11 protein-coding genes are annotated in these 11,760 nt (G+C 40.7%); 8 read left to right on the top strand and 3 right to left on the bottom strand.

What is annotated here, in order from left to right; genetic code table 11:
- Positions 1 to 197: 197 nt before the first annotated feature.
- Entirely contained in the window at positions 198 to 785 is a 588-nt protein-coding gene (locus tag B9A52_RS20225) for a hypothetical protein (RefSeq protein WP_231955340.1), read from the bottom strand.
- A 56-nt stretch (positions 786 to 841) separates the two neighbouring features.
- Between B9A52_RS20225 and B9A52_RS20220 the strand changes: the two genes are divergently transcribed.
- The 5 genes from B9A52_RS20220 (at position 842) to B9A52_RS20200 (ending at position 4,939) form a co-directional block, all read left to right on the top strand.
- Positions 842 to 1,348 carry an AAA family ATPase gene (locus B9A52_RS20220; protein WP_084122272.1) on the top strand — a complete coding sequence of 169 codons (507 nt, stop codon included), beginning with the start codon at positions 842 to 844 and terminating at the stop codon, positions 1,346 to 1,348.
- Positions 1,335 to 2,360 (top strand): hypothetical protein, encoded by a 1,026-nt coding sequence (locus B9A52_RS20215; protein ID WP_084122270.1) that lies wholly within the window; start codon positions 1,335 to 1,337, stop codon positions 2,358 to 2,360. Before B9A52_RS20220 ends, B9A52_RS20215 begins: the two co-directional genes overlap by 14 nt.
- A gap of 113 nt (positions 2,361 to 2,473) precedes the next feature.
- Positions 2,474 to 3,196, top strand: a complete 723-nt coding sequence (locus tag B9A52_RS20210) for an MlaE family ABC transporter permease (protein WP_084123621.1) — start codon at positions 2,474 to 2,476, stop codon at positions 3,194 to 3,196.
- 7 nt (positions 3,197 to 3,203) lie between these two features.
- Positions 3,204 to 3,950 (top strand): ABC transporter ATP-binding protein, encoded by a 747-nt coding sequence (locus B9A52_RS20205; protein WP_084122268.1) that lies wholly within the window; start codon positions 3,204 to 3,206, stop codon positions 3,948 to 3,950.
- Positions 3,951 to 3,952: 2 nt separating this feature from the next.
- Positions 3,953 to 4,939, top strand: a complete 987-nt coding sequence (locus B9A52_RS20200; protein WP_084122266.1) for an MlaD family protein — start codon at positions 3,953 to 3,955, stop codon at positions 4,937 to 4,939.
- Between the two features lie 21 nt (positions 4,940 to 4,960).
- Here B9A52_RS20200 and B9A52_RS20195 read toward each other — a convergent pair whose 3' ends face one another.
- Entirely contained in the window at positions 4,961 to 5,623 is a 663-nt protein-coding gene (locus B9A52_RS20195) for an ROK family protein (protein ID WP_084122264.1), read from the bottom strand.
- Between the two features lie 374 nt (positions 5,624 to 5,997).
- Between B9A52_RS20195 and B9A52_RS20190 the strand changes: the two genes are divergently transcribed.
- The 3 genes from B9A52_RS20190 to B9A52_RS20180 all read left to right on the top strand — a co-directional run bounded on the left by B9A52_RS20190 (position 5,998) and on the right by B9A52_RS20180 (position 9,945).
- The gene (locus tag B9A52_RS20190) at positions 5,998 to 7,503 is read left to right on the top strand and encodes a sulfatase family protein (RefSeq protein ID WP_084122262.1); all 1,506 of its coding nucleotides are present in this window, start codon (positions 5,998 to 6,000) and stop codon (positions 7,501 to 7,503) included.
- 102 nt (positions 7,504 to 7,605) lie between these two features.
- Positions 7,606 to 8,109, top strand: a complete 504-nt coding sequence (locus B9A52_RS20185; protein ID WP_231955336.1) for a CIA30 family protein — start codon at positions 7,606 to 7,608, stop codon at positions 8,107 to 8,109.
- Between the two features lie 357 nt (positions 8,110 to 8,466).
- Positions 8,467 to 9,945: a protein adenylyltransferase SelO gene (locus B9A52_RS20180; RefSeq protein WP_084122258.1), complete on the top strand. Its 1,479-nt coding sequence runs from the start codon at positions 8,467 to 8,469 to the stop codon at positions 9,943 to 9,945.
- A gap of 364 nt (positions 9,946 to 10,309) precedes the next feature.
- On the opposite strand, the gene B9A52_RS20175 is transcribed toward B9A52_RS20180, so the two are convergent.
- The gene (locus B9A52_RS20175; protein WP_084119221.1) at positions 10,310 to 11,638 is read right to left on the bottom strand and encodes an IS110 family RNA-guided transposase; all 1,329 of its coding nucleotides are present in this window, start codon (positions 11,636 to 11,638) and stop codon (positions 10,310 to 10,312) included.
- Positions 11,639 to 11,760: the final 122 nt, after the last annotated feature.

Raw genomic sequence — 11,760 nt, 5'->3', positions numbered from 1 at the left:
TTGGCTACAAAATTTTTAAGAGATGATTGATTGGAGTTTACAATTATTATCCATCAGGATTAAAAATGAAACTTGAGGTTAATTTATTCTGGACAACGAAAAAGGGGAAAAAAAATAACCGCATCTATAAAAAACGCGGTTTGAAATTTCAAAATATGATGGAGGAAATGTCTTTCCGATTTTATAAAATAAAAAGACTAGAAGATATCGGTCAGGCTGATGTTGTTTCCTCGGAAATTACCGGTCTGACCTTTTTTCAAATCCCACAATGCCTGTATTAATGGAGAGTCTTGCGAAACCAATTGAAAATCCACTCCGTCCAAAACCACCTTGCCCATAGGGACAGAAACCCAGATATTGCCCATGGGAAGTTTCAACAAGGACCCTTCCTGAACTTTATCCGTTTCTTTGACAGGGACTGCATTGAGTTGATTGAGCATTATTTTGGCTGCAGATAGCCTTTTTTCCAAAATATTTCTGGTTTGATGCAGCATTTCCTGATGGGTTTCATACTTATCTCCAGCAGAACTTTTTTCCTCTACTTCCGAAGATTCCTGCAATTCAGTAAGCTGTTCCTGAACGTCTTTGATTTGCTCACGAAGTATTTCCTGCGCTTTTTTTAGTAAATCTGCTTTGGTCATTGAATTCATGGCTGCAAAGTAAAGTGAAAATCGGGAGAAAATAGGAATAAATGGGGAAGGAATTTTCTTCTCATGCATAGTGAAATACATTCCAGGACTGAATTTGTTCAGATTTGAAAATTTTTCTAATAATTTAAATGACATTTCTTTGAAAAAGCTGTAGAATCGGCCAAATTGATCATTGGATACTTAAGGAAATTATGCTAATCATGGTCATGGGTCTTCCCGGTTCCGGAAAAAGTTTTTTTGCGAAAAGATTTGCTGCAAAAATGGGGGCTGAATATATCAGTAGCGATGCACTCAGAATCGAAATGGGTTTGAGAGGTAAGTACCTTTCCAAAAATAAAACAGATGTCTATCTGAAGATGGCTGAAAGAGCTAAAGATTGGATTCGGAAAAATAAGTCTGTGGTTTTGGATGCTACCTTTTTTCAAAAGAAATACCGTGAGTTGATTTATTCCATAGCAGAAGCTAATCAGATTTCACTTCATTTAATTTTGGTGCAGGCTGATGAAAATATCATTCAGCAAAGGCTTTCAGTTCCTAGAAAAGACAGTGAAGCCGACCACTCTGTCTACCTGAAAATCAAAGATAAATTTGAACCCATAGAAAAATCCTTCTTGCTCTTGGATTCCACGAATGAAAACCTTGAAGAAATACTCATAAAAGCACATAAATATATCCTGAGACCAAATGAACAGAAATGAAATTCTGGAACTGATGACCGAAGGCTTGTATCATGGCAAGCCTATAAAAGGGATGTTGGAGGAAACCAATATCAGTTGGGTCATTCTTGGTGAAGAATTTGTTTTTAAAATCAAAAAGCCCATCAAACTTACTTTTCTGGACTATTCAACTTTGGATCTTCGGAAGTTGAACTGTGAAAAGGAACTTGAACTCAATAAAAGATTTTCGCCGATTTATCTTTCTGTACTTCCAATAATCAAATCCAAGCACCATTGGGTATTTGGCGAAGCAGAAGGTGAAATTATAGATTATGCGGTATGCATGATGAAAATGGAATTCGATAAAAGAATGGATTTATTGTTGGAGCAAAATAGTGTCAAAGGAGAACAGGTAGTCAGATTGGCCAAGCAAGTAGCCACCTTTCATTTGGGTGCTGAAGTCATTCAAAAGGAAACAGAAATAGATTCCTTTTATGGGATTTTCAATGATTTGGAATCGGTGTCTGAAATAGCAGGTCAATTTTTGGATCAAAAATATGTTCAAATGATAGCTTCCTTGATAAATTGGAGTGATGGATTTATCAAAGAACATTTCTCCAGGTTTGAAAGCAGGGAAAGAGATGGGTTTTTCAGAGATGTGCATGGAGATTTACACAGTAGAAATATCTTCTTGTATGAAGAACCCATTATTTTTGACTGTATTGAATTTGAGGAAAGTTTCCGGCAGATAGATGTACTCTATGAGGTGGCATTTATCTGTATGGACCTGGAGAATTATGAAAAGAAGGATCTTTCTGATGTATTTTTAGATGCATATTTGGCTGAATTTGACTGTATGATTACAAAGGAGGATACACAGATTTTTCAATACTATAAATGTCTCCGGGCCAATATCAGAGCAAAAGTCAATCTGCTGGCAGCCAAAACCGAATCTGATGCAGATAAAAGAAACAGGAAGCTTGATTCAGGAAAAAAATACTTGGATTTGGCCTTGTCTTACACGAAATATGACAAGCATCATAAAATGACTTGATTATCATTGGGGTATTTCTATTCAGGAATACCCATTTTTGATCTATTCAAAATGTTAATCAGGTGAAAAATCTAAAATTTCTGGACAATGAATTTTTCAAAGAGGCCGGAGAAATGGCCCACTTCACTGCACGCTTTTTTAGAGAACTTTCAAAACCAAAACAGGAATATGAAGAATTCATCAATCAATGTTTTTGGATTGGATATAAAACATTGACCCTGGTCGGGATTACAGGATTCATCATGGGATTGGTACTGACCATACAATCCAGGCCAACCCTAGTTGAATTTGGTGCTGAATCACTCTTGCCTTCGATGGTTTCAGTATCTTTAGTCAGGGAAATTGCCCCCGTCATCACAGCCCTGATCTGTGCAGGTAAAATAGGCTCTGGTTTGGGTGCTGAGTTGGGATCCATGAAAGTGACCGAACAAATTGATGCCATGGAAGTTTCCGGTACCAATCCATTCAAATATTTAGTGGTGACCAGAGTGTTGGCTGCCACATTAATGGTTCCCATACTATCCAGTTTGGCAAATGCGATTTCTTTGTACGGGGGATTTTTGGGAGTAAATATCAGGGGTGAGGTAAGTTGGAGTTTGTATTGGTTCCAGGTATTTAAAGTCTTATCCTTCGGAGATGTTCTTCCTTCTTTGATCAAGACTTTCTTCTTTGGATTTGCCATTGGAATAGTAGGATGTTATAAGGGGTTCAGTTCCCAGAAAGGTACAGAAGGAGTTGGCAGATCGGCAACTACCGCTGTTATAGTAGCTTCATTGATGGTATTTATCATTGACCTGATCGCAGTGCAGATCACTGATTTATTGGGATTGACTTAGCAGAAAGATGGAAGAGTCAGTCAAAAAACCGGTTATTGAAGTAAAAAATGTCAATAAGTCATTTGGGGACAATCATGTGCTCAAGGATTTTAGTATGTCAGTATTTCCTGGGGAAAATCTGGTGATTCTTGGTAAATCAGGCTCAGGAAAATCTGTGCTGATCAAATGTATCATCAGCTTGATCCAAGCAGATGAGGGCGAAATAATTGTATTGGACAGACCCATCCAAGATTTGGAACAAGATGAATTGGATCATTTAAGGTCGGAGATCGGATTTCTATTCCAAAGCAATGCCCTATATGATTCCATGACTGTCAGAGAAAACCTGGAGTTTCCGCTGCGTATACATTGGACCAAAGAACAACGTGCAAAAGGTGCAGAAGCAGCAGTAAAAGAAGCTTTGGAAGATGTAGGTCTTTTGCATACAATCGATATGATGCCATCAGAACTTTCGGGTGGCATGAAAAAAAGAGTTGCTTTGGCAAGAGCATTGATTTTAAGGCCAAAAGTTATCCTTTATGACGAACCTACGACTGGATTGGACCCGATTACTTCCCGGGGAATCAGTGAATTAATGCTAAGTGTTCAAAAGAAATATAATGCTACCTCGGTGATCATTTCACATGATCTGAATTGCATCAAAATCACTTCTAACCGGGTCATCATGCTTATTGATGGCACTTGTTATGCAGATGATACTTATGATGCCTTGAGTAAATCGACGGATCCAAAAATTAAAGAGTTTTTTGACTGATTATGAGAACGAAGAAAACAATCGATAATGCAAAGCTGGGTGGTCTTGTGGTCGCAGGAATACTATTTCTGGTATTTACCCTGTATATGATAGGAAAGAATCAGAATATTTTTGGTGCCTCTATCACCATCACGGCTGTAGTTGAAAATGTAAACGGACTTGTTCCTGGCAATAATGTGCGTTTCAAAGGTTTGAATGTAGGTACAGTGAAGTCTGTTGATATGGCAAACGATTCTTCGCTGCATGTCGTCATGTATATTCAAAAAAAGATGGTTCCCTACATCAAGAAAAACGCATTGACCTCAATTGGCACAGATGGATTGATGGGCAACAAACTCATACAAATCATACCCCAAGATGGTTTTGCGGAAAATGTGGCTGAGGGAGATGTGATTTACTCCATTACTCCTGTAAGCACAGAAGCCATGCTACAGAGACTGGGAACAAGTAGTGAGTATTTTGAAAAAACCACAGAAAATCTTTATGAAATCACCACAAAGTTGAATCAAAGTGAAAGCCTCTGGGCATTACTTTCGGATTCATTATTGACCGGAGATATCAAGGAAGCGGTGAGTGAATTGAAGCTGGCATCCAGAAGAGCTTCTGAAATGGCAAGGGCAGGAAACCAACTGATGGTCAATCTGAAAGACGGAGAAGGTTTGGTTCAGAAACTTTTTACAGATGCAGAAGTAGCTGAGGAGTTTACAGTTTCTCTTGAGAAAATAAGAGAATCCAGCGATCAGGCTTCCAAAATAATGGGAGATGTGAAAATTCTTATCGAAAATCTTGAAGAAGGAGAAGGCACCGCAGGATTGATTCTTAAGGATAGTACGTTTAGAGAGGCACTTCTGAACAGTATGTTGAATGTGGAAAAGAGTACCGAAAGATTCAATGAAAATATGTTAGCCATGAGGAGCAATTTCTTGTTCAGAGGTTACTTTAAAAAACTTGAAAAAGAAAAGCAAAAAGAATTGAAGCAAAAGGAATAGGATGAGAATAAATGATGAAGCTTACCCCAAATGATAATGTTCATCCCACAATCTGAATCCGCCCAAATAAGCATTGTTGTTGGTGCCCAATCTGCATCCTTCAGGAATATCGGTAAGCAGCTTTGATTTGCCACCACCTAAGACTATATCATCAGGTAAAAACGCGTTTTTAAATCTTCCTACTACAACCAGGACATGCTGTTGCCATTTTTCAAGTCCCAATCTTTCGAGACCTCTCAGACCAAGATAATCTTCAAAAGTACCTTTACGGTAAGACAAATGTGCAAGCTCCATAGGAACTACAGTTCCTTCAGCTACCAGTGCCGAACCCAGGCCAGTGCCCAATCCTAAAAATAGCATGGTATCACCTTGATAGGAACCCAATGCCTGCATAGCGGCATCGTTGATCAACTTGACAGGTTTACCAAATGCCTTTTCAAAATCATAACCCAACCAGCCTTCTCCCAGGTTTTTAGGCTCAACTACTATTTTGCCTTTTTTGATTACTCCGGGAAAACCTATTGAAATCACTTCATATTCCCAATCGTTGGTGGACTCAATCACTAAAGAAACCATCATTTCAGGCGTCATATAATTGCCTGATGGGATTTTTCTTCTTTCTATATCGTTGTTTACTTTAACTTTGATGTTGGTGCCTCCTATATCGATGGTAAGTATTTTCAAGATTCCTGTTGGTTTGAGTTAAGCTCTATTGATTTTAATCATGCAAAAAAACAAAATTTTATTCAGGTTGGACAGAAAAATTTTCAAAAGATGGTAGATGGGGTATTTTTGGGATAATTGTGTGTTTTGAATTCGTAACTGTAGAAACTTAGTGCCTTTGTGGTGATTTTCAATATAGCGGCCACAAAGTCACCAAGGCTCAAAGGGTTCAAAATGTGATCATTTATTGAATATGGTTGCCTCCGAATGTGTTTTTAATGCTTTTCTCGCCAATCAACTTGTTGGATTAAGGATCTTTTTTAATATGACAAAGGAGAAAGAATTTATACCTTAAGTTTTATTAAATTGGAGGTCTTCACGAATCTGATTGAATTATGAAAATTTTGTTCCTTTTCCTTTTGCTGTCTTCATCCGTGGTTGAAGAAAAATCCAATTCAGAGAAAAAACCAAATATCTTGTTTTTGATTGCAGACGATTGGTCCTTTCCCCATGCAGGTGCATATGGCGATCATTTGGTCCGGACTCCTACATTTGACAGGTTAGCTGCGGAAGGGGCTTTGTTTATAAATGCCTATACTGCTTCTCCATCCTGTTCTCCATCGCGTGCATCTATCCTAAACGGAAGGTATCCGCACCAAAATGAGCAGGGTGGCAATCTTTGGTCGGAATGGCCGGCCCAGTTTCCTACTTATGTGTCCTTGCTGGAAGAAGCCGGTTATTTTACCGGCTCCACCAGAAAAGGTTGGGGACCGGGAGACTTTCAGGTTTCCGGTCTGGAACACAATCCTGCCGGAAAAGTCTATAACGATTTTGAGACTTTTTACAAGGCCAAGGATGAGGGGCAACCTTTTACCTTTTGGTTTGGAAGTTCTGACCCACACAGGGAATATGTGGCCAATACAGGGATTCAGTCCGGGATGAAGCTTTCCGACGTTGCGGTTCCGGAATTTTATCCCGACCTGGACTGCATCCGCAATGATATCCTGGATTACTATTTTGAAGTAGAAAGATTTGACAGGGAATGTGGACAGATCATCAATTTTCTGGAGGAAATAGGGGAGTTGGACAATACCATCATTGTCATGACCAGTGATAACGGCATGCCTTTTCCCCGGGCCAAGGCCAATCTCTATGATCTGGGAACGAGAATGCCATTGGCCATGCGCTGGCCTACAAAAATCAAAGCAGGTACCCAAGAAAAAAGTTTTGTCAACTTTGTTGATTTTGCTCCCAGTTTTCTGGAAGCCACAGGCATACAGCCCGAAAACATGAGCGGAAAATCCCTCTGGCCTATTCTAGAAGGGCAAACCAAAGGGGACCAGGAAGTCTTCCTGGAAAGAGAAAGACATGCCAACGTAAGAAAAGGCGACTTAAGTTATCCTATGCGTGCCGTCAGGACCCATGAATACCTCTATATCCGCAATATCATGCCCGAGCGCTTTCCTGCCGGGGATCCATCCGTCCATCAATCTGTGGGGCAATTTGGCGATGTGGACCATTCCATCACCAAGTTTTTGATCATGGCTATGGAAGGAAAGACACAGCCAGGTGCACCTGATTATTTCCAACTTAATTTTGGATTAAGGCCAGAAGAAGAGCTTTATGCCGTCCAAGAGGATCCTTACCAGATCAATAACCTGGCAGCCGATCCGGAATTTGCCGGAATCAAAAAGGAATTGAGAAAAAGATTGGAGTATTGGATGTTGGAAACCGGGGACAAAAGAGCAGTTGAACCAAGGTCAACTTATTGGGATCAGGTCCGGTATACCCCAAGTTATCAGATGAAGGATGCGGATATTCCTGAACTGATAAAAACCTATAGAATTATGCCTCCCTTTGGACCTTATTCCAGAGATGGGATTCCTTGTTTGAACCATTGATTTATTTTTTCTTTCAAACAATATCTTGCTTAATTGTATTTACAAGATATGTGGCAGTCATTGTTTTTCTTGTTTCTTTGTATTTATCCAATTCCTTCGCTGATGAAAGATGCTTTACTATTTGATTTTGGAGCCAAGAAAGATTTTGGCAAATGGTCAATTATCAACGATGGGGTCATGGGTGGACTTTCCCAATCCAAGGCAAGTTTGGATGCTGATGCCGTTCTTTTTGCAGGAGAGGTTTCTTTGAAAAATAATGGGGGCTTTGTATCCCTGCGCAGTGCTTTGGGCAACTATGACCTTTCGGCATTTAAATATTGTGAAATCCGCTTCAAGTCAGACACTAAGCGGAAGTTTGAGATTTTGATTGAAAAGGATACTCCTTTTTATCTCCCCAAATTCCGGGTGAAGTTTGGAGCAACCAAAGAGGATTGGGAAATCCTTACCATTCCGCTTAAGGACTTCGAAATCAGTAGAATGGGTTCTACTGTGCAACAGGGAATTGATCCTGAGGTCCTTAAAGGAATTCAGCGGATTGGATTTATTTTGGCGGATAAGCAGGAGGGAAGCTTTCAGTTGTGGATAGATTATTTGAAATTTTATTGATTTTTTTTATGGTAATGGTGCTTTGGCCACAAAAGAAAAGCAGGTTTTTAAATTGAAGGTTTAAATTTGGCTAAAGCCTGGGGACGGTGATGATTTCTTTTATCGTCCAGCTAAAGCAGGACACAATTGATAGAAGGCTATTAATCTGGGTTTACATTCCAAAATTTGAGAATTTATCAATAGGAATGTGGCTTTAGCCCATTCATAAGAAATGCCAAACCAAAATCGGCTTTAGCCAAAATAATTCAGTTTCCCAATTTGTGATTGAAGCTCGGGAAAAATATAGACATAAATTTCTTGGGCATTGAATCATTGGATTCCTGAAACTGTTATCGAGGTTGTTTAAAATCCTTTTATATGTCTTCGGTCAATTTTATCAATAAAACAGCAGGTTGGAATCTTCAGCATACTTATGGAAAACTTCCTTCCGGTTTTTTCACCTATCAGCAACCAATTCCTGTCAAAGAACCCAAAACGGTTATTTTTAATGAAGATTTATCCAAGGCATTGGGTTTGGATTTTTCGGATTTTCCGCCTCAGGAGATTGCCCTGCTATTTTCAGGAAACAAAACCCCTGAGGGAAGTCAACCTTTGGCACAGGCTTATGCAGGACATCAGTTCGGAAATTTTACCATGTTGGGTGATGGCAGGGCCATTCTGATCGGTGAACAAAAATCTCCAAACGGAAATCTTGTGGATATTCAGTTGAAAGGTTCGGGAAGGACTCCTTATTCCCGTGGGGGTGATGGCAGGGCTACCCTTAAATCCATGTTGCGGGAATACCTGATCAGTGAAAGTATGCATCATTTGGGCATACCAACCACAAGGTCCTTGGCTGTGGTCGAAAGTGGGGAAACGGTTTACCGGGAGAGAAGTCAGGCAGGGGCCATATTGACCCGAATAGCCCAAAGTCATATCAGGGTCGGGACTTTCGAGTATGCGCGCCAATTTTTGCCTTTAGAAGCGCAAAAACAGTTGACCGATTACACTATAGAAAGGCATTATCCCTTTTTAAAAGAAGAAGAAAATCCTGCTTTGGCACTGCTCATGGCTGTAATGGAAAAGCAGGCAGCATTGGTGGTGGATTGGATGCGTGTTGGTTTTATCCATGGCGTGATGAATACGGATAATATGAGTATTGCAGGGGAAACGATTGACTACGGTCCCTGCGCTTTTATGAATACTTATAATCTCAAAACAGTTTTCAGTTCCATCGATGTCAATGGCCGCTATGCCTATGGCAATCAGCCCTATATCACGCATTGGAATCTATCAGTTTTGGCAGGAGCCTTATTGCCTCAGATTCATACTGACCAAAAGCAGGCCATTGAATTGGCCCAAGAGGCCTTGAATGCTTTTCCGGGAATGTATGAGGAAAAGTGGTTACAAATGATGCGGGGGAAATTAGGGCTGATGGAATTTGAAGCTTCTGACAAGCCTATCATCGAAGACCTATTGGCGCTGATGCAGCAATTTGCTGCGGATTATACCAATACATTTGTTGCACTACAAACCGGAGATTTTTCTGGTGAAGCTTTTTTTGAAACTTCAGCCTTTCAGGAATGGTTCCTGCATTGGGTGAAACAGGTGACCCGGAATGGCAGGACATTGGAAGCCGTACAGAAGTCCATGAGTTCTTACAATCCATCCTTTATCCCCAGAAACCATAGAGTAGAAGAAGCTTTAGATAATGCATCATTAAAAAATGATTACCAGTTATTTAAAGATATTCATCAATTATTAAAAACACCCTACACTCCTGATCCTGCCCAACTCCATTATCAGTCCCCACCGCCTAATGGAGATAGCGGATATCAGACTTTTTGTGGGACTTGATTGGGCTCTTGAATGATATTATTGGATCAGTCGTGTAAATAGCTTCTCCTTGTCATATCGACGATAGGAGATATCTGATCTGCCTTGAGGTTCTATGCCTCTTACACCACGAAGGACGGGACTTGACGGAATGAAATAATCCTTAAATACCCCTCGGCAAGCTCGGGGAACGGGGAATTTGGTGAATAAAGGAGGGGGAGTGAAAAGCGGCGCAGCCGCTTTTCACTCCCCCTCCTCCATAAACGACAACCCCATGTGGCCGATCCCGATAGCTCGGACGAGGCCCAATTAATTTGACCTCAATGTCATTATAATGAAAGGACAAAAGGGAACAGACCTCTCCTTACGTACCAATGACATAAAATCATTCTTCATGTAAATTAAGGATTTTCTCTTCAATTTCTTGTGGGACAATATCCATGTTCAGTTCCACTGCTAGCCTTTGTATCAATTTCATTTTCTGTTTTTGCATGATTTCCTCGTAATATTTTATACCGAACTCTACAAAATCAGATCCTTTTACCATTAACCTCCAATATTGCTCTGCAAGTTTTCTTGCCATGGCCTTGATGGCTACCCTCGGACCTTTTCTTCCACATAGTCTTCTGCCGAATGCCCCGAGTGCAATTTTCTTGCTGTTCAATAGCCCTTGGGCAATTACCCTGAATATCTGGCCGGCTTTCGGTCTGCCTTTGGACTTGTTCTTTTTCTTTCTACCCGATTGGTGCTGGCCAGGGGATAGCCCCAACCAGCTGGTAAAGTGTTTTTCGGTCTTCCATCTGGAAAGATCCGGACCCGTTTCGGTCAACACTTGAAACCATGTATAATCGGTGAACCCGGACAGCTTGGTGGCATCCTTGCCACCGAATATTTTCAGAAGGTATTTTCCCAAATCCGAAACATCGGGTTTATTATGCCTGATCTGTTTTCGCTTCATACCTTTTGGGAACTCGTACAGGTCCATGTTTTGCTTATTGAATGTATCCTGGATCTTCTTATCACAGTCTGATATCTGGGCTTTGTAAAACCTGTATGCCTCATAGGCCTGTTTAAGTGCAAACAGTCCTGCTTCGGTATAAAACCCTTCAAGAGCTTTTACTATTTTCTCACCCTTTTTCTTTATCAGACTGTGATGGCACAGGGAAAGTAGTTTCTGGGGGTCCCTTTCTCCTTGGAGGATGGCTTCTATCATTACCGTTCCGCTGGCACCGTGCACCTGGCTGAGAACCTCGGGAAGCCTGATATTCATTTCAATAAGTGCTTTCTGCATATGGTTTATATGCATGGACATACTCCGGATATGGTCCTCTCTGAGCCTTTGGTAAGAGCGGAGCTCTTTCATCAGACCTTCAGCTACAAAGCACCTGTTCAACAGTCCATGGGCGTGGAGTTGGTTGATCCACTGACAGTCTTTCACATCGGTTTTCCTGCCTGGGACCTGTTTGGTCTGGCGTCCGTCAACAAGCCAGACATCAAGTCCTGCCTCTGTAAGGATATCATAGAGAATAACCCAATAGCTGCCGGTCGCTTCCATGGCAACAGAAGTGACACCTGCTTCTATTAGATAAACTGCGGCTTTCCTGAAGTCTGAAGTAAAGGTTTCAAAACTCGCGACTTCTTTTCCTTCGATGTCGACATAGATGCTCCTGGAGCCTATATCGATACCAGCTGTGTTTTGATGGATCTTTTTCATAAAACTACCTGATAAAGAAATATTGGCCTTAAGCCTGTTTGAAGAACTGTAAAAGGCAGGCTACCATTCGGACAAGCATATTGCTGTACCACTATTTCGTTCTCAATCAAACAGGACCACAC

Source organism: Aquiflexum balticum DSM 16537 (assembly GCF_900176595.1).
GTDB lineage: Bacteria > Bacteroidota > Bacteroidia > Cytophagales > Cyclobacteriaceae > Aquiflexum > Aquiflexum balticum.
The sequence above is the reverse complement of the archived record's forward strand: the minus strand, read 5'-3'. Positions and strand labels throughout refer to the sequence as shown.

Bases quoted from the DNA above. Each gene is read 5' to 3' on its own strand.
- B9A52_RS20180 (WP_084122258.1), top strand. From the start codon at position 8,467: ATGTCTTCGGTCAATTTTATCAATAAAACAGCAGGTTGGAATCTTCAG.
- B9A52_RS20210 (WP_084123621.1), top strand. From the start codon at position 2,474: ATGGCCCACTTCACTGCACGCTTTTTTAGAGAACTTTCAAAACCAAAA.
- B9A52_RS20205 (WP_084122268.1), top strand. From the start codon at position 3,204: ATGGAAGAGTCAGTCAAAAAACCGGTTATTGAAGTAAAAAATGTCAAT.
- B9A52_RS20225 (WP_231955340.1), bottom strand. From the start codon at position 785: ATGTCATTTAAATTATTAGAAAAATTTTCAAATCTGAACAAATTCAGT.
- B9A52_RS20215 (WP_084122270.1), top strand. From the start codon at position 1,335: ATGAACAGAAATGAAATTCTGGAACTGATGACCGAAGGCTTGTATCAT.
- B9A52_RS20220 (WP_084122272.1), top strand. From the start codon at position 842: ATGCTAATCATGGTCATGGGTCTTCCCGGTTCCGGAAAAAGTTTTTTT.
- B9A52_RS20175 (WP_084119221.1), bottom strand. From the start codon at position 11,638: ATGAAAAAGATCCATCAAAACACAGCTGGTATCGATATAGGCTCCAGG.
- B9A52_RS20190 (WP_084122262.1), top strand. From the start codon at position 5,998: ATGAAAATTTTGTTCCTTTTCCTTTTGCTGTCTTCATCCGTGGTTGAA.
- B9A52_RS20200 (WP_084122266.1), top strand. From the start codon at position 3,953: ATGAGAACGAAGAAAACAATCGATAATGCAAAGCTGGGTGGTCTTGTG.
- B9A52_RS20185 (WP_231955336.1), top strand. From the start codon at position 7,606: ATGAAAGATGCTTTACTATTTGATTTTGGAGCCAAGAAAGATTTTGGC.